Origin of the sequence: Neobacillus drentensis, assembly GCF_036965645.1 — a bacterium.
Lineage (GTDB): Bacteria > Bacillota > Bacilli > Bacillales > Cytobacillaceae > Neobacillus > Neobacillus drentensis_D.
In genome coordinates, this window is the sequence record NZ_JBALPZ010000088.1 from 14,068 (window position 1) to 34,123 (window position 20,056).

Below are 20,056 nucleotides of genomic sequence, written 5' to 3' on the forward strand. Positions count from 1 at the left end.
ATGTGCATTTCATGCTATTTGGTACGTCGGGAACCTTTTGCTTTTATGAAATATTTTGTCTATTTTGGAAGAAAAGTCTATTTTCACAGTTGGAAGATTGACTTTTCTTTAATTTTGTGAAGAAATACACTTAAACTACACTCCCTTCTTGTTCAGTCATAGGGGCAGGCCTGTCGAAGAAGATGAAGAGGGTATTTTGTTGAAAATTTTACGATATATTTTATCAGTAGCAACTTTTTGGTATGCTCTAGTTCATTGAGCAAATGGTCAGGATAAATGAAGTTTAAAGATAAAAGTTGTTGTGTCTATTAATTTGTATTTCAACTATATTTATTAAAAAATACTGCCTCATTACTAAGTGAGACAGCATTTTGAGATTCCTTTCATTATTCTGCTGGTTTTAGTTGTCCGTAAAAATAAGAAGCGGTCGCTCCACCGTCAATACGCTCAGGTATTAAAAATCTTTAGCATTTCATTCAAGTAGTTGTTAATTTTGCATAAATGATAAAAAACAGGGTCATTTCTCCCATGATTACAATGTTTGAAACCTCTACTATAAAATTAATCATAAAAAGGGTTGCTAAAATCCCTATAAATAAAGCTAAATGAGCATATTTCAAACGGTCTTGTTTAAACCTGTATTGATGAAAAACAATGGTAGTTGTGATGAAATAAAGTAGTACGGAACCGAATATAAAATATAAGTTAAATGAATACCGAACCTCATTTAGAAACAGAAGCTTGATGGAAGCAGCAATCATGCTCAAAGACATTAATATGAAAAGATGACCATATATAATGGTTTGGCCGGTTGTTTGGATCGATTTGTCAACTTTCTTTTCCACATTTTCAAAATACTGCCACCACATCGAAATAATTAGGATAAAGGAAATTATCGAAAATGAGATTGAATCCCAATCACCTTTTTGTGGTTGTAGCACAGAAAGGGTGCTGATGACGGATTCTCCAAAAAGGATTAATGTCAATGAAGCAAAACGTTCTAATAAATGAACCGTATTGGACGAAGCTTTCACTAAATACTTACGTCCGAAAAAGGGCACAATAATATCAATAAAAATTCCTGCATACAATAAGCTATATCGAATCCATGAATCAAATAAGATAGAGAAACATGATATGATGATTCCAATCCAAAAACGCGTTCCTAAATATTGAGCTACCTTTTTCTTATCCCCTTCTTCTAAACTTCGAACAACCAGATATTGGATCGCTGTAAGTGCTCTTAATCCAATATAGCCAATAAGAAACGGAAGATAATATTTATTAAAGTCAACCGATAAGCTGGATGTCATAATAAGGACAAACAACATTTGTAAAATCGTAAAGATCCGTTGATGTAAAAAATCTTTTCCAAACCGATTAATAAACAACGTTTGTCCTACCCAAGACCACCAGATTGGGATAAATATTAAAACAAACTTCAAAAAATATGCTGGATGAATTTCCCCTTTTTCAACATGAAGTAATACATGAGTCGCAGTCGAAACAGCTGCCGCAAATAACAAATCATAAAAGAGTTCTAACCATGTAACTTTCTTTTCTTCCATTCAATCCCTCCTTCTATTTATATTTGATATATATACTATATTTTGGTAGGTTTTCCCTGCATTTTTTATCCCGTCTCCTTAAGTAAACTACCCGGTTCGTTCAACAAGAAAGAAGACCTCCGCAGCGATCCACGTCTTTAACAAACGCCCCTTCAGCTTTAAGTACAAACCTTCACAAAGATAAAAATAAACGAATTCCACTTTAGAAAATCGGATTTTTTTTTATATAATAATTTTGTCCCAATAGATAGATAGGGCTATTATTTAATTGTTGGTTTTCAATTATGTCATTTCCCGTTTTAAATGCTCACACCTATTTCATTATTCTGCTGGTTTTAGTGGTCCGTAAAAATAAGAAGCTGTCGCTCCACCGTCAATTAGGAAATCAGATCCGGTGATGAAAGCTCCCTGTGGCATCATCAGCAGCTCAGCCACATTTGCAACCTCATCAGCTGTTCCTGGTCGTCCGGCAGGGCACTTGGCAAACATATTCTTATAGAACTCTCCTCTTGGACCATTGAACTCGTCTATAGCCAATGGCGTTACAATAATCCCTGGGGAAATGGAATTGATTCGAGCGTTTTTTTCTCCCCAACGTATAGATTCGAACATAACCCGTTTCACATTGCACCGTTTCGCCATTTGATAAGCGTGCAACGTATCCTTGATATTTTCTGGACGAAGGACTTCCAAACTAAGGAGCTCTTCAGTTGGTGTCGTTGCCAGCTGCTCATCAATTTCAATTCCCAATTGTGGCATTCTGTGTCCAGACTGACTAGAAATTGTCACACCCACTCCTCCAGGAGCTATGACCTTACCTACTTCCTCCAGCAATACTGCAGTTCCGTACAAATCCACCTTCAAAATCATTTCAATGGGTGCCTGACTAGGTGACACGCCGGCTGAATTGATAAGAGCAGTGATTTCACCATACTTCTGACCTTCTGCAATCAAATTTAAAATAGATTCTCTGGAGGAAATATCCGTTTCAACAGGAACCACATCGAATCCTGCTTCTTTCATCATTTTTGTAATAGCCTTGGCATTATCTATGTTCTTATCACCAACTATTATTTTCTTACCAAAACCGATTCTTCTAGCTATCGCCATGCCAATCTGTCCAGCACCGGTCCAAAGTACAACTTCTTTCATTAATCGCTACATCAGTGGCTTCACCAAAACCACTAGAAGCACCCGTAATAATCACAACTTTTTCTTGAATATTAGGCATTTATTTACCAACCTTTCTACAAAAAAAGTTAAATATTAATACATTAATGAACTCACGTCTATTATTATAAACAGATAAAGGATTTTTACCATTGTTAATTCGATGTATTTTGTTAATTAGTGAACAAATTAATAAAAAGCAGGTTTATCGCCTTCCGTATTTGGTTTGCTAACACCCCAACTGCGACGAACACCCCATTCTGGCGATTCGGCTATTTTAACAACTATGGCAGCAATACTTTTACGGGAAACCTCGGTTCCCAATAGCGGTTCACCCTTTTCCGTTATTTCGTAATCCACTTCGTTTTTGTTGGTGAACCACGTACATCTTAAAATTGTATAATCAATATCTGAGGCTTCAAGAATGTTGGCGGCTTTTCTCCAATATTCCATTCCTCTGCCAACCATATATTTATTCCATTCCCCGAACTTGCCAGGTACTTCGTCGTAAATCCCTAAAATATTAATAAAAATTCCCCTTTTAACACCAGTGGCATTCATTGCATCGATTATATTTTGAGTTTTTTGAACAATATCTGAGCCACCAATGTTAGCATAAACAACATCTTGCCCAGCCATCGCTTCTTTCAACTTAGAAACATCGTTCACGTCACCTTCTATGACACGTTCCCGACCTAGATCAACGATTTTTAGTCTTCTTGAGTTACGCAGATAAAGTGTCAACTGAGCATCCGTTTCTTTTAGAAATAAATTAATAGCAATACGTGCAACTTGGCCATTTGCACCAAGGATTAAAACATTAGTCAACATAAACCCTCCTCCAATTATCTTTAAAGTGTTTAAAATAGAAAACAATCAAAACTGCTTTTAAAAAAAAATTAAAGACGGGTCAACCAATAGATTGATCCATCTTTAATTAAACAAGACTTTTACAATGTAGACATGTCAATTACGAATCGATAACGTACATCACTTCGAAGAACACGCTCATATGCTTCGTCCACTTGGTCTGCACTGATTACTTCAATCATTGGTGCAATGCCATGTTCTGCAGAGAAATCCAGCATCTCTTGCGTTTCCCAAATTCCGCCAACGTTAGAAGCGGCAATACTGCGACGACCAGCGAATAGGGAGAAAACATTGTACTGATCTGGCTTATTTGGCAGACCCACATTTACAAGTGTTCCATCTACGTTAAGAGTTGATAAGTAGGCATCTACGTCGATATTTGCAGACACTGTATTTAGAATAAGGTCAAAACGACCAGCCAACTCAGTAAACGTAGCAGGATCACTAGTTGCAAAATAATAATCTGCTCCAAATCCGAAGGCTTCCTCTTTTTTATTCATAGTCTGACTTAGGACAGTAACTTCAGCACCCATGGTATGTGCATATTGTACGGCTAGGTGGCCAAGACCTCCCATTCCCACAATCGCAACCTTCTTACCAGGACCGACATTCCAGTGTTTCATAGGAGAGTAGGTAGTGATGCCTGCACACAATAATGGACTTGCCACTGCCAGATCCATGCCGTCAGGAATACGTACAACAAATTTGTCCTTTACAACAATTTTTTGGCTATATCCACCGTATGTTAGATTACCGTCGTAGCCTATTGAATTAAATACCACGACTACCCCCTTCTTACAAAATTGCTCCTCACCTCTAAGGCAGAATTCACATTCTCCGCAGGAGTCAACAAAGCAACCCACACCCACACGGTCACCAACAGCGAATTTTGTAACTTCTGAACCTACAGCTGTCACAACGCCTGCAATTTCATGACCAGGAACCATCGGGAACACACCGCTTCCAAAATCGTTGTGTGCATTGTGAATATCAGAGTGGCAAATTCCACAATACTTAATATCTATTAATACATCATCTGGGCGTAAATTTCTTCGTTCCATTGTTGTCTTTTCAAATGGTGCTTTTGCACTTGGAACACTTAGCACACGGGTTTTAATATTTTGATGATTATTACACATAAGGTACAACACATTCCTTTCTTGTTAACACTTTAAATTTGGATATACATTAATCGAAATTTTTACAATATGAACAACAATACCTTAATGTACATCTGTTTATTATTATAAATAGATTCATCATGCTTACAATGGTTAAATCCATGTCCTTTGTTAATTAATGAACATATCAATTGAAATTGTTCATTAACTTTAAGAAAATTTTCGTGAACCACATTGTCTTCATACGCAAAAAGAAATGGGCTACCAATACGTAGCCCACTATGCTAAAAATTATCATTTAATCTTTTGGTTTAAATTGCCTGCAACTTAGTCCACTTTTCACTTATATATCTTTGGACGAAAATCATCGCCTTGACAATCCAATCAATAAACATAGCTACCCAAGTACCGAACATTCCCATATGGAAATAGATGCTGAAAAGATATGCCAAGGCAATACGGCAACAAAACATGGATAAAATCCCAACGTACATCGGGAATTTGGCATCGCCTGAAGCACGGAACGTTACAGGTAAAGTGTAAGCAAGCGGCCAAATGATGACTTCAAATGCTGCATGCCACCAAACGATTTGTGTAGTCAATGATCTTGCAGTCTCCGATAATCCATAAACATTTAATATTGATGGGAGAAAAGCAAGTACCAATGCACAGCTTATTACTTGTGCAGCATACACAATACCCATAATCTTTTTGGTGAAATATTTAGCCTGTTCATAATCCCCTGCACCAACACATCTTGCTATAATAACAGTCAGTCCAAGCCCAATTGCCATACCTGGCAGGACTTCAAACATCACAATAGTGCCTCCCACCGCATTAGCTGCAATAGCTGCCGTACCAAAAGTAGAAACAAGGCTGAGTACAACAATTCTTCCAAAATAGAACAAGCCGTTTTCTAATCCATATGGAACACCAATGCCTAAGATTTTTTTCATCATGGACCAGTTAAATTTATGCTTCAAACTTTTCTTTATATATATTGGCTTCTTTTTGCTAAAAGCCAAAGTGATAATAATAGCTGCGGCCGCAATACGTGATAGAAGAGTCGGTATCGCCACACCTTCCACTCCAAAGTGAAAGCCATAAATAAGGATCGCATTCCCCACTGCGTGAGCAATGTTCATGGCCAACATTACATACATGGGCAGTTTTGCATTACCCATCGTTCGAAATATAGCAGCTCCAGCATTATATAGGGCAAGGAATGGAATAGATATTGCAGTGATCATCAGATAAGTATTTGCACTTGTACGTACTTCATCGGAAATCTCTCCAAACAGTCCATTTAATATTAGTGGTTTGACTAGATAGATAATCAGCATGATGATAATAGAAACTGCACCTGCAAACCATACCAGTTGATTGGCTGCTTCTCTTGATTCTTCCATCTGCTTTCTGCCCATGTATTGTCCCGCAATTACTGCCCCACCTGTTGCAAGAGCAGCAAACAAACTAATAAGTAAAGCCATAACAAAGTCTACAAGGGAAACTCCAGATACAGCAGATTCACCAACGTGTGCTACCATAATGGAGTCTGCCAATCCAACTAGATATTCTAAACCCTGCTCAATGATAAGTGGTACAAATAATATGAATAAATCCCTATTCATAAATAACTTTGTGGATGGCAACGCTAAAGATTTCTGTTGCAAGTTAATCCCCCCGATTTTATTGCAAATTTCCATAACTCTAATTGTTATTAAATTAAATATTGATTCATTAATGAACAACTGTATATAATTATAAACAGATATAGGATGCTTACAATTGTTAATTCAACTCAATATGACTAGTAATGAACAAATCAATTAAAATTGTTCATTATCTTTTAAGAAAGTTTGGTGAACCTTAAAATGCCTAAAGTAGATAGAAGAATAGCCAAAAGCCAAGAAGCCATAAAAAAAGCCTTGATTGAGCTAATGGGTGAAAAAAATTTCGATGACATTACCATTCAGGACATTTCCGATCAAGCAAATGTTAGCCGAGGAACCATCTATCTTCATTACGTGGATAAGTTTGATCTGCTAGATAAGCTGATTGAAGAACATATTAACGAAATGGGAGAAATCTGCGAAGCAACTTCCGCCGCAGAATATAAAGATGCGAATCTGCCTTGGTTCGAATACCTTGAAAGTCACAATTTATTCTTTTCAACGATGTTAAAGAGTAAGGGAGCTCCTTCTTTTCGTAGTCAGTTTCATGAGTTTCTCATCGAAGAGTTTAAGGATGAAGTTGATACATCACAAGGAAAGAACCTTGAATTAAATGAAGATGTTCTTCTTCAATTTATCGTCACTTCATATGTTGGGATTGTGGAATGGTGGATTATCAATGGGATGCCTTACCCACCTCAAGTCATGGCAGAACAAGTGGGGATTTTGTTAGAGAGGAATCTATAATAATTTTAAATCGTTATGAAAAAACTTTATAAAAAAGTGTATTTGGCAAATAAAAATGCTATTTATAGCAGTGTATTTAAATGGAAAAAAGCCTAAATGAGCAGGTATTGTATAAAAACTTGCATATTTTAGGCTTATTAATTTTATTCCCTATTGTAGTTAAGCACCCGTTCTTAATATAAGGTTAGCCAGATTTTAAAATGTACCCGATTGAGTAGACACTAAAAAAAGGTCTGCCCTCTCGGGTACTTTTATAATGTGAGAATCGGAGAATAAGCGCATGTCAAAAAAACTCTTCACTGATGAAATCATTCCACGAAATAGAAGACTACGAGAGTTTTACAATAAGAAACGAGAAGAAGGTAAACCCTTTGAGTAGCGATTATTGCATGTGTAAACAAACTCTTACATTGGATTTACGCCTTACTAAAAAGCAGAACTTCTTTCCAAGATATAGCATAGTACCTACATCTAACAAAATACAACAAAACCTTCCAATAAGAGAATTTAGGAAGGTTAATTGGCATGAACATTTTTAGTAATCATGAGGTTATTAAACTTTTTATTGGATAATGTTGACAAACTATTAGCTGGTTTTGTTTAAGTACAAAGCTTCACAAGCTTAGAATTCAATCTCCATTTTAAATGTTAATGTCTTAAATATTAAATAAGCAGCCCCAAAAAAGTGGGGCTGAAAAAACAGTAACTTTTCTTTTCTATTTTATTCTTCGATCTTAAACCATGGACCTGAAGCTTGAATAATCCCCCAAAGTTTTTCTGGAAGCTCAAGATCGCTCACTCGTGAAGTCTTAATTGCAGTCTTAATTTCAGTTTCTTTTCCATTCTGAACCTTTTCTACCCAGTCTGGATTCATGATTAAGGCATGACCAACTGCTGCTAGGGATAGACCCTTATCTAATGCAGATGCAACATCATCAGCAGTTACCATAGAACCCGCAGCCATTACAGGGACTCTGTCGTTTACATGTTCAACAATTAATTCAAGCCGTGTTTTTCCATCTGCAATGCCTCGTGGTTTTGAAGATACATCATCAAGCGAAACATGGATGTAATCCAAACCCTGTTCAACCAGATGGTCAATTATTTCATAGGCATCTTCCATCCCATATCCACCTTGTTCTTCAGGGGATATTCTATACCCTAAAATAAACGGCTTTGTTGCGTGATTCTTAATCACATTTTTCATTTCCTGAATGACTGCCAATGGGAAACGCAAGCGATTTTCTAGAGAGCCACCCCATTTATCCTCACGTCTATTGAAGAAAGGAGAGAAGAAGTTTTGAAGTAAAAATCCGTGTGCACCATGAATTTCAACACCATCAAAACCAGCTTCAATAGCTCGTCTGGTTGTTTCTCCAAAAGCATGAATCACTTCTATTATTTCATCATGTGAAAGTTCTCTAGGTAATACGGAAGGAGCAAATGCAGTAGCTTCAGTCTCTACAGCACTGGAACTAACCACCTCACCATTTGGAGTTAAAGATGGCAGTGCTTTGTTGCCTGCATGAAAAACTTGAAGCAACGCAGGAGCTCCTCCACTTTTCGCCGCATCCGCCAATTTCCGTAGACTTGGAATAAATTTATCATCATAAGCTGCGAATTCATGTGTAAAACCTATACCGTTTGGTTGCACATGCGTACAGCCAGTGATAACTAGTCCTACTCCATTGACTCTTCTTTTATAATAGTTCACTTCTTCATCTGAAATGGTGTAATCATCATTACTAGACCAAGTTGTCATAGGTGCCATAACGACTCTATTTTTTATGGTGATACCATTATTAAATGTAAATGATTCAAATAAGTTGCTATATTTTGTGTTCATTTTTTAACCTCTTTCTGTATGTTTATTTATATGTTCTAGTTAGTTTTGCACTGTAAAGGTGTCTCAAATGGTGCAAGTTTAGATTAATACCTTGAGTGCACTCTAAAGCAAGTGTTTTTTTATTACCGTTTTTCCCCAAGAAAAACACGATCTCGAAACTGTCTGTCCAGGTATTTCAAAAAGGAGGCAAATGGAAAAAAAAACTGGCTGCTTAATTTGTAGAGAAACAGTCTCCTAATTCATTTTCATAAAAATTTATTTTATTATCCAGATGCTCTAAACTTAGACGAAGCTTCTCAATTTCTTCCACTACTTTTTTGCGATGATTTTTAAGTAGAGCTAACCGTTCTTCCATTGTTGCATCCCCCATATGACCCCACATGGCAAATCGCTTCATGTCTTTTAGTGACATCCCCGTATTTTTTAGGTGGAGCAATGATTCAATCCATAATCTATTTTCATCCGAGTAGATTCTGACATTGTTATCGTCTCTGTTTACTTTTATTAATCCTTCCTTTTCATAAAACCTCAATGTATGTTCGCTTAACCCTACGATTTTAGAGAATTCTCCAATAGAATAAGTCAATATAACCGTCTCCTATAAATCTGATATATCTATTCTTCTTACTATTAATTTGTGAAACAAAGAAAGAGTAATACTTAGAGTTTACTCTAAGTCAAAAATTTTTAAATATATGTCCGTTTTAAGGTGCTTTTCAGAAGTTATAAACCATTGGCATATAAATAAGCAAAACTCGCCGCAGTTATTAGGGAGTTTTCTCAACTATTGTTATCCGATTCTTTATTCGACTAAACTGCCATGTTTAGTTGAATAAGAAAATCAACAATTTCATTTATAGGGCCTAAAAAATACACCATAGGCGGCGGGATCCGCTCATGGTGTATGAAGTGAATATCTTTTAAAGTTTCTTTTATTAAAAGTGTGTTTCATCAACATCAATTTTAAATAAAGCTTGATTTAAGCTATTTAATTACCTGTTGCTATAGCATATACTGGATACCAATCCTCAGCACGTTTTTCAAAATGCATTTCCATTGTCATACTCCATGTGGTTCTAAAACCATAAATTCTAGCGTCAATTTTAGTATCACAAATGAGTGTAGCTGTATTACCATCTATTACGATTGTTGTTTTTTGAGGTATAGTTTTGAAGTATTTCATTTGCTCATTTTCTATTTGTTCAAGCCATTCTTGCCTACGTTGATGATAACCAGTCATGTGTACTAATACATAATTGTCATCAAGGATGTTATCCAAGCTTTGAGTGTCTTTATTAACCATGCCATCATCAATCTGTTGATAAACTGCTAGGATTTTTTGTTTATCTTTGCTCATATTTGTACATGAAACCTCCTCATATGAAATTATCGAATTGTTATTTTTCACTACCAAAAATTCTAAATAACAGAGCCTTTTCATATTAAATTGAACTGGATCAAAACAGCGGTAAATCATGCATTTACCGCTGTTTTTTATTGAATATTGTTTGTGCTAACCCTACTTAAACAGGTTTATTTACACCTAAGCTGCTATGAACTTCTAATCCTGGTGTAACAGCCAATTTAACAATCAAATCTGCAATACTTTTTCTTGATACATCATGCCCTTTGAATGGTTCACCTTTTTGAGTGATCTCATAGTCAATTTCATCTTTATTGGTAAACCAACCTGGTCTCAAAATCGTATAGTCAAGGTCTGAGGCCTCAATGAACGCAGCTGATTTTCGATATGGATTTAAAATATTGCCATGCCTTTCTCCTGGAACTTCATCATAAATACCCATTGAGCTAATCCAAATGAGACGTTTAAGGCCAGTAGTATTCATTGCCTCCACTATGGTCTTTGCCATTTGTTCTAAATTACCAGATAGATTGGCGTACACAACATCCTGTCCATTCATCGCTTCTTTTAGTTTTTCAAGATCTATAACGTCCCCTTCGATTACTCGAACACGATTTGGATCAATGTTTCTTAGTCTGCGTGAGTTTCGCAAATAAAGCGTCAACTGAGCATCGGTTTCGTTAAGGAACATATCAATAGCTACACGAGCAAGTGATCCGTTTGCTCCAATGATTAAAACATTCGTCATATTTAAAACTTCCTTTCATTTAATGTCGTTCTTTGCATTTATTTCGATGGAATTGTTTTCTTATTCCTCTATCTTGATGCCATTAATAATTCACTTTGATGAATTATGTGACATTTGTATATAATTATAAACAGAAATAAAATGTCTACAATTGTCAACTAACCTTGGTTCGTGAAATAATGCACAAATCGATTAAAATTGTTCATTATCTTTTAGAAAGTATGGTGACTTTCACAATGTCTAAGGTGGATAGAAGAATACTCAAATCTCAAGATGCGATAAAAAAAGCTATTATTGAGCTGATGTCTGAAAAAGGTTTTGATCAGATTACGCTACAAGAAATTGCCGACAGAGCAAATGTTAGTAGAAGAACTGTCTATCTTCATTACATGGATAAATTTGATTTGCTGGATAAGCTCATTGAAGAGCATATTAACGAACTAAGGGGATTGGCCGAATCGGCATCTGATCTGAATTTTATCGATGGGAATCTGATCTGGTTCGAATACTTTGAAAATCATTATTTATTCTTTTCAACCATGTTAGCCAGTAAAGGAGCCCATTCTTTCCGTAGGCAGTTCCTTGAGTTTGTCATGGAAGGGTTAAAGGGGGAAGTGGATTTAACAGAAGGAAAAAATAACGGAATAAATGAAGAGGTTATTCTTCGATTTATTGCAGGAGCTTACGTGGAAATTGTGGAATGGTGGTACACGAATGGAATGCCTAACACGCCTCAAACCATGGCGGAACAAGTGGGTATTTTAATAGAGAGAATCGTATAGTTAAAAAATCAAATAATATAAAAACCCTGATCTCCTGCTTTATTTAGGAAATCAGGGGTTTGTTTCATAAAGCTATTGCTGAAACAATATTACTTAGAACTTTAAGCACCAGCCACAGTTGTGGAACATAAGGCCCTTTAAAGTACGAACTTCTTCATTGGTTAACTATTCATTTCTAATATGACAGGCGGTCTAGCTTTCTCTTATAATTCCTTCTTTTAACTAACATGACCCGGTTGTTCAACAAGATTAAAGCAATATTGTCAAACGTATCTGTAATAAAATGAAAATTTATGAATCTGGAAAAAAACTCTTTTCAATATCAGTTTTTATTGATATTATTCCTATTAAAACAGTAGGAATAGTAGGTGTTTTTAAAAATGTCTTTTTATGAAAAATTACCAAGTGATTTTTTGATTCAATTTTATTATGAAGTGAAGAAAATGATTTCAAAAGGATCAGTTTCTAAAAATATGTACTATGAATTAGGACTAATAATTGCAACTGCGTCAAGAAGAGGAATACTATTGGATAAGCCTAAAGATTTTGAACAGCACATTGTCCACGAATTATTAACGGAATTAAGTAATTTTAATAAATAGTTCATCGTAAGAGGTCTTCCATTAAACAAACAAAAAAGGCTCCCGTCGGATAACAGGAGCCTTTGGATGATCAATTGGCATTTCGAAATCTTCAGTATATCGAATTTTTTTATAAAAGAAAAACCTAAATCACAAAATAGGAGACTTCAAATGCTTCTCTTATTTAGCGATTTAGGTTTTGCCTGAATGACCAGTAACAATCCATTTGGTTTTGCCTGTGTCGACTCAGTATTTTTAACTTCTGTCTATATTATAACCAAGAAATGATAGCCTACAATTGTTAATTGAACATAATTTGTTTATTACTGAACAAATTGATTACATTTGTTAATTATCTTTCCATTTATCTTTGATGGACCCATATTATTTTGAACCTAAAGCACCAACCACAGAATGTGGAACATAAGGCTCTTCCAAATATCTAACTTCTTCAGTGGTTAACTTAACCGATAAAGCACCGACCGAATCTTCTAGATGTGAAATTTTCGTAGCACCAATAATAGGAGCTGTGACTGATTCTTTCTGAAGCAGCCAAGCAAGTGCTATTTGGGATCTTGGCACACCATGTTTTTCTGCCAATTCTGCCACTCGTTCCACAACAAAACGATCGTTATGTTCCGTTGAACCGTACTTAGATTTTTGAGTTTCATCCGTTTCAGAACGGAGAGTGTCTTCTGACCAATCACGGGTTAATCTACCGGATGCTAGAGGGCTATACGGAATGACGCCAATTTTTTCTTCCTTACATAATGGCAGCATCTCCCGTTCCTCCTCACGGTATATGAGGTTAAGGTGATTTTGCATGGATACAAATCTAGTCCACCCATTTTTCTCTGCCACATGGTTCGCCTTCAAAAACTGCCAGGCGTACATGGCTGATGCACCTATGTATCTTACCTTACCCGCCTTCACAAGATCATGGAGTGCTTCCATCGTCTCTTCAATTGGTGTGTTGTAATCCCAGCGATGAATTTGGTATAGATCCACATAATCTGTTCCAAGACGTTTTAAACTTTTATCAATTTCGCTCATAATGTGTTTTCGGGATAATCCTTTGCTGTTCGGACCTTGGCTGTTTAAATCTTTACCCAACGGAAAATAAACCTTTGTTGCAATGACCATTTCATCTCGATTTGAAAAATCTTTAAGGGCACGGCCGAGAAATTCTTCACTCGTTCCATCTGAGTAAACGTTCGCAGTATCAAAAAAATTGATACCTAACTCAAGAGCTTTTTTAATAACTGAACGACTGCTTTCCTCATCTATTACCCACGGATGCACCCAGCGTTCCTTTACTCCAAACCCCATACAACCAAGGCAAAGTCTAGATACATCTAATCCCGTGTTACCAAGTTTGGTATATTCCACTTGCCATTCCTCACTTTCCAAATGTTTTTATCTTTCATTATTAGTATAAAAATATACGTGATTCTTACAATTGTTAAATGAGAAGAATTTGTATAATAATGAACAAAACTATCAAACTTGTTCATTATATTTATGAAAAAATAAGGAAAAAAGTTAAAATGTGAAAGCGTTAAAGCAAAATAGGCCTCTTGCGAATGAATACATGAGGCCTGTTCCCGCCGAGTACTTGAATTATTTATAAAAGCTTTAACGTTGTTCTGTATAGTACTTCGCACCCAAGGGCTACATCTTCAAACGAACTCCACTCCTCTGGATGATGACTTATGCCATTCTTACTCCTAACAAAAATCATGCCAATATCTGTGAGTTCTCCCAACACCATCGCATCATGAGCAGCCCCGCTTGGTAATTCATAAACAGGATACTGTATTTCTTGCAGAGAATCTTTTACTGCTTCCATCACGATGGGTGAACTCATCACAGAAGACAGGGATTGAACCTGCCTAATTTCACACTCTAACCCGCGGTTTGCAGCAATTGCCCGAATGGCATGATAGATTTGAGTAACCGTATTTTCACGCCGGTCATTCGATATATCCCGAACATCCAGTGTAAAATCTACTCTCCCAGGAATAACATTACTACTTCCAGGTTTTACTTCCAATTTTCCTACTGTCGCAACACTTCCGCTATTGTCCTGTGCTATTTTCTCAATGGCTACTATACATTCTGCTGCAGCTGTTAGTGCATCTTTACGCTCTTTCATCCAGGTTGTTCCTGCATGCCCCGCTTCACCCGTGATGGTTACTTCCGCCCATTCTCCACCAGAGATTCCCGAAACGATTCCAACAGCTAAATCTTTATTCTCTAACACTTTTCCCTGCTCAATATGTACTTCAATATAAGCTTTTACTTCATCTTTACCTATTTGAGCTTTTTCTAAAAGGTCAGGATTAATTTGATTAAAATATTCCCCTTCTAGACTGGCTTGTTTCATGACCTCCAGATAGGAGAGTCCATCTTTATCTGATGCTGCAGCTAAATTTTCCTTTAATTTTTTCGTACCTTCTGTCCCAACTAAAGCGGTACTACCTACAAAAGCGTAATCAAAACGAGCCCCTTCCTCATCTGTTAAGGATACAACCTTTACCGTTCTTTCAGGTTGAATTCCCTTTTCTTTCAACGTACTAAGCACTTCAACACCCATTAGAACCCCCATGGCACCATCGAAACGCCCGCCTGAATTTACGGTATCAAGGTGAGAACCAATAAGAATGGCAGGTAATTCAGGATTTTTACCGATTATTTGCCCAAAGATATTGCCCGCTGCGTCCATATATGGGGATAAATCAGCTTGCTCCAGTAGCTTCAGAAAAGCTTTTCGTGCTTCGATATCCTTTTGATCAAATGATGTTCTAGTGACTCCGCCATTGTCTCCTTCCCCTATTTTTCCAAAGGCCATTAATTGCTTCCAAAGGCGGTTTCCATCAATTGTTAAATTTACATTCTCCAAAAAATTTGCTTCCATAGGATTTACATTCTCCTTCATTTGCATGTCCAGTATAGAGAAAATCCTGCTGTTTCCTTTCGAAAAAAGCAGGATCTCTCATCTTTTGTTTTTATTGGCGACTAAAAATCCTGCCAAAGTGAAAGGGTTTATCTCTCTAATAATTTAAACACCGATTGAACCATTAATTTAACGCCAATTTTAATGGCCTCTTCATCTACCATAAATTTCGGGTGATGCCACCCATATTTAATCCCTTTTTCTGGATTTCCTGAACCAAGCCAAACATAGCAGCCAGGTACTTCTTTTTGGTAAAAAGAAAAGTCCTCCCCACCCATGGTTGGTTCCGCCCGTACCGTATTTTCTTTCCCCACTATTGTCTCAGCTGCCGACTGAACCATTTCTGCTACATGGGCATCATTATAGACAGCAGGCAGCAAATGCTGATACTGAATCTCCACTTCCCCGCCAAGTGCTGCGACGGTATTTGTAACGAGTTGTGTGAATACCTCATCGATTTTCTTTCTCACTTGTTCGTTGGAAGTTCTGACCGTTCCTTTTAGAATAGCCTTATCCGGAATGACATTATTGGTCGTCCCTGCTTGGAAGGAACCAATGGTGACCACTGCCGATTCCTTCGATGAAATCGTACGGCTTACCAATGTTTGCAGCTGACTCACAACAGCACTGCCAATGACGATCGGATCAATGGTTTTCTCTGGAAGCGCCGCATGTCCGCCTTTCCCTTTAATGGTGACGGTAAAATCATCTACACTTGCCATTAAAAATCCTTCCTTCACCCCTATCTGACCAACTGGAAGTTCGGGAACATTATGAAGACCGATAATGGAACTTGCCCCTTCTAATAATCCATGCTGGATCATCGATTCTGCTCCACCTTCAAATTCTTCAGCCGGCTGGAACAAGATCCGAACATTCCCAGGGACTAACTCCTTCATTTCTTCTAAAATAATCGCGGCCCCAAGTGCAATGGTTGTATGAACATCATGGCCGCACATATGACTTACCCCATCTATTTTTGAACGAAATGGAACATCTGCTTCTTCTTGAATGGGGAGAGCATCAATATCCGCTCGTATGGCCACCGTTGGTCCCTGTTCCATACCCTTTACTTCGGCAGCGGTCCCGGTAGGTAAGCTAAGTGGGATTGGTTGAATCCCAAATTCATGTAACCACCCGTTTATTTTTTCAGTTGTTTTAAATTCTTGATTACTTATTTCAGGATACATATGAAGATTACGTCTTATTTCAACTAATCTAGGAAACCATTCTTCTACTTTATCATGAATAATGGAGGTTATTTCTGATTTTGAAACTTTAAACATGTGGGCTCCTCCCTCTCTATTTTATATGCCCTAAAAATTCCTTCGTGCGATCATGTTTAGGATTGACAAAAACGTCTTCTGGAATTCCTTGTTCAATAATATGGCCACCGTCCATAAAGATCACCCGGTCAGCTACTTCTTTTGCAAACCCCATTTCATGGGTAACGACGACCATGGTCATCCCTTCCTTTGCCAGCTGCTTCATGACTGCCAGTACTTCCCCGACAAGTTCCGGATCAAGGGCAGAAGTAGGTTCATCGAATAGCATAACAGTTGGTTCCATGGCTAATGCTCGAGCGATCGCTACACGCTGCTTTTGCCCTCCAGATAAACGGTTTGGATATTCGTCTGCTTTTGCATCAAGCCCCACTTTTTGAAGAAGCTGGATTCCTTTTTTCTTTGCTTCAGCTTTCGTCATCTTTTTCAATAAAACAGGAGCTTCTATAATGTTTTGCAAAACGGTCATATGTGGAAATAGATTAAACTGCTGAAAAACCATTCCGATCTCTTGACGAAGTTTATTCAATGCAGCCTCTTTATTTTCTACCATTTTCTCATTAATGGTAATACTCCCGCCATCAATTGACTCTAAATGATTCATACAACGAAGAAAAGTACTTTTCCCTGAACCGCTAGGTCCAATGATGACCACCACTTCGCCTTGCGAAACATGTAAGTCGACCCCTTTTAAAACTTCTAAATCACCAAAGGATTTACTAACATTTTTGCATTGTATCATTCATAAGCACCTACCTTTTTCTCCACTTTCCCAACGATAAATGTCATGATTGTCGTAAGCACCAAGTAGATTAAACCAACTAGTAAAAAGATTTCCATATAACGGTACGTACTACTTATTATTTGTTGACCCGTTCTGAGTAAATCGTATAATGCAATCGTTGACACTAGGGAAGATTCTTTAATTAAGGCAATAAATTCATTTCCTAGTGGGGGCAGCATACGGCGAAACGCTTGTGGTATAATCACCCGTCTCATCGCTTGTCCATAACTTAATCCAAGAGACCTTGCTGCTTCCATTTGTCCCTTATCAATCGACTGTATGGCGCCCCTGGCAATTTCCGCAATATAGGCAGCTGCATTGAGTGACAATGCGATGCAGGCGGAAACAAAAGGCGGCATCGTTAATACAGGAAATACGGAAGGGATCGCGAAATGGATGATGAATAATTGCACTAAAAGAGGAGTTCCTCGAATCACCCAAATATAAAATCTGCTAATTTGTGAAAATAGTTTCGTGTTAGAAACACGGCCGAGACCGATGAGTAATCCTATTATACTTCCTGCTACTATCCCAATAACGGCTATTTCAACCGTTACCAATGCTCCCTGTAATAAGTAGGGAAGATAAGTTATTGCAAATGATAGAAAGTCCTTCATTTCCCTCTCTCCTTTTGAAAAAACATAAGCAAAAATAAGACGGATAAATCAACCTACCGATTTATCCGTATCCCTTTTATTCATTCGATTTGTCTGTTCCAAACCATTTCTTACTAACCTCTGCGTATTCTCCGTTATCCTTCACCGTTGCAATTGCTTTTTGTAATTCGGCTTCAAGCTTGTTATCACCTTTACGGACAGCAATCCCGACTGGAAGACTTTGGAATGAACTGCCTACCACATCGAAAGCATCCGGTTTAGTCGTTTTGTAGTAACGGCCAACCGCTTCTGCAACAATAACTCCCTGTAAACGGCCAAGACCTAAGTCATTAAATACATCCGTATAACCATTGTATGTCTTTAATTCTTTTACTCCCTTAATCTCTTTCGCTGCACTTTCACTCGTAGAACCTAGTTGTACACCGACTATTTTTCCAGAAAGATCTTCTTTCGATTGAATCTTTTGAGGATTTCCTGATTTTACTGCAACCACTTGTCCTAATTTCATGTACTCTACAAAATCAACCTTTTGCTTTCTTTCATCTGTAATATTCATGGATGACATAATAATGTCATATCGTTTAGCGTCTAATCCTGGTAAAATTCCATCCCATGCAGTTGGTATAAACTCTACTTTCACACCAAGCTCTTTCGAAATAGCATTTGCAAGGTCAATGTCAAAACCGACTAATTTGTTTTTATCATCACGGTATTCCATTGGTGGAAATGTATCATCCACCGCAATTTTAATCACGCCTTGCTTTTTGATATTTTCAAACGTATCTCCTTTAGATCCTGTTTGAGTCTGCTCACTTTTTGATTCTGCTGGTAGTTTAGGCTGAGTACCGCATGCAGTTGCCATTACAGCCACTGCTAAAATGATTAAAAACTGAATGATTTTCTTCATGATGTTATTCCTCCTCTATTTCACTTTAATCCTTTACTAATTTATCACGATAAAATGTTTTATTTATGTACCCCATTGTAATTTTATACACACAAAAATACAATACCTTCAAGAAATGTTCGAATAATAAAATTCTTCCAATTATTACGATTACTCCCTAAGGGCATGTTAACCTTTCATTCAAACAAAAAAAACACTCACAAACATGGAGAAAACTATGTTTGTGAATGTTACGTTTATTAAAGCAGTGTTGTGAATAGACGGAACAAAAATATTTGCACTTTTGCTGTCACCTGTTCAAATCTATATTTATTAATTATGAAAGAACATCCTTTTAAAGCATTTATTCATTTATCACCTCTAATGCTGTATTTAATGCGTCAACAACCCTGTCACACCAATGGTCAAATTCCTCATCCGGTATTTGCAGTTCAGGATGAGCTACTATGTATTCGACCGTTTGCTTAATCCCTTGGTCGAATCGGGTCGTCGAAACAAAATCGGGAACCAGTCTTTTTAGTTTCGTATTATCGAAAACGACGGAATTGGCCTTATCGCCCAATAATCCACCCCTGTAATCCTCTTTACTGCAAGCGGCCAAAAATTCTGATGACACATGGATCGCATTGAGCTTCACTCCGAGTGCATCCGCGATTGCTTCGTAAATTTGATTCCAAGTAAGACTTTCATCTGAAGTGATTTGAACAGACTCACCGATGGCTTGGATATTGCCCATTAAGCCAATAAAGCCTTTCGCAAAATCACGATTGTGTGTCATCGTCCACAAGGATGTTCCATCACCATGAATAATAACGGGTTTATTCTCCAGCATTCGTTTGGCTACCTGCCAGGAACCTTTGCTTCCATGTACTCCAAGTGGAATCGAACGTTCATCATAGGTGTGACTGGGTCTTATAATCGTAATCGGAAAGCCTTCCTCCCGATAAAGTTTCAGCAAATACTCTTCACAGGCAATCTTATTTCTCGAATATTGCCAATATGGATTGGATAATGGCGTTCCTTCTGTAATTCGATAGTCG

At 37.3% G+C, this 20,056-nt stretch carries 20 protein-coding genes and 1 pseudogene; 4 read left to right on the forward strand and 17 right to left on the reverse strand.

The window, feature by feature from the left end; all coding sequences use genetic code 11:
• Positions 1–476 precede the first annotated feature (476 nt).
• From V7266_RS17185 to V7266_RS17210, 6 genes are all read right to left on the reverse strand, one after another.
• Positions 477–1,568, reverse strand: coding sequence for a low temperature requirement protein A (locus V7266_RS17185; protein ID WP_335469379.1), 1,092 nt, complete (start codon positions 1,566–1,568; stop codon positions 477–479).
• Between the two features lie 321 nt (positions 1,569–1,889).
• Positions 1,890–2,720 (reverse strand): SDR family oxidoreductase, encoded by an 831-nt coding sequence (locus V7266_RS17190; protein ID WP_335469381.1) that lies wholly within the window; start codon positions 2,718–2,720, stop codon positions 1,890–1,892.
• Positions 2,665–2,799, reverse strand: a complete 135-nt coding sequence (locus V7266_RS17195; RefSeq protein ID WP_335469383.1) for a hypothetical protein — start codon at positions 2,797–2,799, stop codon at positions 2,665–2,667. Before V7266_RS17195 ends, V7266_RS17190 begins: the two co-directional genes overlap by 56 nt.
• Positions 2,800–2,927: 128 nt before the next feature.
• Complete coding sequence (locus V7266_RS17200; protein ID WP_335469385.1) at positions 2,928–3,566, reverse strand: SDR family oxidoreductase; 639 nt, start codon at positions 3,564–3,566, stop codon at positions 2,928–2,930.
• A 122-nt stretch (positions 3,567–3,688) separates the two neighbouring features.
• Entirely contained in the window at positions 3,689–4,747 is a 1,059-nt protein-coding gene (locus V7266_RS17205) for an NAD(P)-dependent alcohol dehydrogenase (RefSeq protein WP_335469386.1), read from the reverse strand.
• A gap of 293 nt (positions 4,748–5,040) precedes the next feature.
• Positions 5,041–6,402 (reverse strand): MATE family efflux transporter, encoded by a 1,362-nt coding sequence (locus V7266_RS17210; protein ID WP_335469388.1) that lies wholly within the window; start codon positions 6,400–6,402, stop codon positions 5,041–5,043.
• Between the two features lie 201 nt (positions 6,403–6,603).
• Between V7266_RS17210 and V7266_RS17215 the strand changes: the two genes are divergently transcribed.
• Positions 6,604–7,149, forward strand: coding sequence for a TetR/AcrR family transcriptional regulator (locus V7266_RS17215; RefSeq protein ID WP_335469389.1), 546 nt, complete (start codon positions 6,604–6,606; stop codon positions 7,147–7,149).
• 286 nt (positions 7,150–7,435) lie between these two features.
• Positions 7,436–7,611, forward strand: a pseudogene (locus V7266_RS17220) (IS110 family transposase); the annotation flags it as partial.
• Between the two features lie 259 nt (positions 7,612–7,870).
• Here the strand turns inward: V7266_RS17220 and V7266_RS17225 are convergent.
• The 4 genes from V7266_RS17225 to V7266_RS17240 form a co-directional block, all read right to left on the reverse strand.
• On the reverse strand, positions 7,871–8,995 hold the full coding sequence (locus tag V7266_RS17225; RefSeq protein WP_335469390.1) for an NADH-dependent flavin oxidoreductase: 1,125 nt from the start codon (positions 8,993–8,995) through the stop codon (positions 7,871–7,873).
• A 211-nt stretch (positions 8,996–9,206) separates the two neighbouring features.
• Positions 9,207–9,581 carry a MerR family transcriptional regulator gene (locus V7266_RS17230; RefSeq protein ID WP_335469391.1) on the reverse strand — a complete coding sequence of 125 codons (375 nt, stop codon included), beginning with the start codon at positions 9,579–9,581 and terminating at the stop codon, positions 9,207–9,209.
• Positions 9,582–9,983: 402 nt separating this feature from the next.
• On the reverse strand, positions 9,984–10,352 hold the full coding sequence (locus V7266_RS17235) for a nuclear transport factor 2 family protein (RefSeq protein ID WP_335469393.1): 369 nt from the start codon (positions 10,350–10,352) through the stop codon (positions 9,984–9,986).
• A 166-nt stretch (positions 10,353–10,518) separates the two neighbouring features.
• Positions 10,519–11,106: an SDR family oxidoreductase gene (locus V7266_RS17240; protein WP_335469395.1), complete on the reverse strand. Its 588-nt coding sequence runs from the start codon at positions 11,104–11,106 to the stop codon at positions 10,519–10,521.
• Positions 11,107–11,342: 236 nt separating this feature from the next.
• On the opposite strand from V7266_RS17240, the gene V7266_RS17245 reads away from it, so the two are divergent.
• Positions 11,343–11,888: a TetR/AcrR family transcriptional regulator gene (locus V7266_RS17245; RefSeq protein WP_335469396.1), complete on the forward strand. Its 546-nt coding sequence runs from the start codon at positions 11,343–11,345 to the stop codon at positions 11,886–11,888.
• 380 nt (positions 11,889–12,268) lie between these two features.
• Complete coding sequence (locus V7266_RS17250; protein WP_335469397.1) at positions 12,269–12,490, forward strand: hypothetical protein; 222 nt, start codon at positions 12,269–12,271, stop codon at positions 12,488–12,490.
• Positions 12,491–12,853: 363 nt separating this feature from the next.
• Here V7266_RS17250 and V7266_RS17255 read toward each other — a convergent pair whose 3' ends face one another.
• The 7 genes from V7266_RS17255 to V7266_RS17285 all read right to left on the reverse strand — a co-directional run.
• Positions 12,854–13,858, reverse strand: a complete 1,005-nt coding sequence (locus V7266_RS17255; RefSeq protein ID WP_335469398.1) for an aldo/keto reductase — start codon at positions 13,856–13,858, stop codon at positions 12,854–12,856.
• Positions 13,859–14,093: 235 nt separating this feature from the next.
• Positions 14,094–15,386, reverse strand: coding sequence for a M20 family metallo-hydrolase (locus tag V7266_RS17260; RefSeq protein WP_335469399.1), 1,293 nt, complete (start codon positions 15,384–15,386; stop codon positions 14,094–14,096).
• A 128-nt stretch (positions 15,387–15,514) separates the two neighbouring features.
• The gene (locus V7266_RS17265; protein WP_335469400.1) at positions 15,515–16,711 is read right to left on the reverse strand and encodes a M20 metallopeptidase family protein; all 1,197 of its coding nucleotides are present in this window, start codon (positions 16,709–16,711) and stop codon (positions 15,515–15,517) included.
• Positions 16,712–16,727: 16 nt separating this feature from the next.
• Complete coding sequence (locus V7266_RS17270) at positions 16,728–17,450, reverse strand: amino acid ABC transporter ATP-binding protein (protein ID WP_335469401.1); 723 nt, start codon at positions 17,448–17,450, stop codon at positions 16,728–16,730.
• A complete protein-coding gene (locus V7266_RS17275) occupies positions 17,447–18,109 on the reverse strand; it encodes an amino acid ABC transporter permease (RefSeq protein WP_335469403.1) in 663 nt (220 codons plus the stop codon). The genes V7266_RS17270 and V7266_RS17275 overlap by 4 nt, the downstream gene beginning before the upstream one ends.
• A 76-nt stretch (positions 18,110–18,185) precedes the next feature.
• Positions 18,186–19,016: an ABC transporter substrate-binding protein gene (locus V7266_RS17280; protein ID WP_335469404.1), complete on the reverse strand. Its 831-nt coding sequence runs from the start codon at positions 19,014–19,016 to the stop codon at positions 18,186–18,188.
• Between the two features lie 343 nt (positions 19,017–19,359).
• Positions 19,360–20,056: NAD-dependent epimerase/dehydratase family protein (locus tag V7266_RS17285; protein WP_335469405.1), on the reverse strand; the 697-nt coding region annotated here is incomplete at its 5' end.

Bases quoted from the DNA above. Each gene is read 5' to 3' on its own strand.
- V7266_RS17185 (WP_335469379.1), bottom strand. From the start codon at position 1,568: ATGGAAGAAAAGAAAGTTACATGGTTAGAACTCTTTTATGATTTGTTA.
- V7266_RS17190 (WP_335469381.1), bottom strand. From the start codon at position 2,720: ATGAAAGAAGTTGTACTTTGGACCGGTGCTGGACAGATTGGCATGGCG.
- V7266_RS17195 (WP_335469383.1), bottom strand. From the start codon at position 2,799: ATGCCTAATATTCAAGAAAAAGTTGTGATTATTACGGGTGCTTCTAGT.
- V7266_RS17205 (WP_335469386.1), bottom strand. From the start codon at position 4,747: ATGTGTAATAATCATCAAAATATTAAAACCCGTGTGCTAAGTGTTCCA.
- V7266_RS17215 (WP_335469389.1), top strand. From the start codon at position 6,604: ATGCCTAAAGTAGATAGAAGAATAGCCAAAAGCCAAGAAGCCATAAAA.
- V7266_RS17225 (WP_335469390.1), bottom strand. From the start codon at position 8,995: ATGAACACAAAATATAGCAACTTATTTGAATCATTTACATTTAATAAT.
- V7266_RS17235 (WP_335469393.1), bottom strand. From the start codon at position 10,352: ATGAGCAAAGATAAACAAAAAATCCTAGCAGTTTATCAACAGATTGAT.
- V7266_RS17240 (WP_335469395.1), bottom strand. From the start codon at position 11,106: ATGACGAATGTTTTAATCATTGGAGCAAACGGATCACTTGCTCGTGTA.
- V7266_RS17245 (WP_335469396.1), top strand. From the start codon at position 11,343: ATGTCTAAGGTGGATAGAAGAATACTCAAATCTCAAGATGCGATAAAA.
- V7266_RS17250 (WP_335469397.1), top strand. From the start codon at position 12,269: ATGTCTTTTTATGAAAAATTACCAAGTGATTTTTTGATTCAATTTTAT.
- V7266_RS17260 (WP_335469399.1), bottom strand. From the start codon at position 15,386: ATGGAAGCAAATTTTTTGGAGAATGTAAATTTAACAATTGATGGAAAC.
- V7266_RS17265 (WP_335469400.1), bottom strand. From the start codon at position 16,711: ATGTTTAAAGTTTCAAAATCAGAAATAACCTCCATTATTCATGATAAA.
- V7266_RS17270 (WP_335469401.1), bottom strand. From the start codon at position 17,450: ATGATACAATGCAAAAATGTTAGTAAATCCTTTGGTGATTTAGAAGTT.
- V7266_RS17275 (WP_335469403.1), bottom strand. From the start codon at position 18,109: ATGAAGGACTTTCTATCATTTGCAATAACTTATCTTCCCTACTTATTA.
- V7266_RS17280 (WP_335469404.1), bottom strand. From the start codon at position 19,016: ATGAAGAAAATCATTCAGTTTTTAATCATTTTAGCAGTGGCTGTAATG.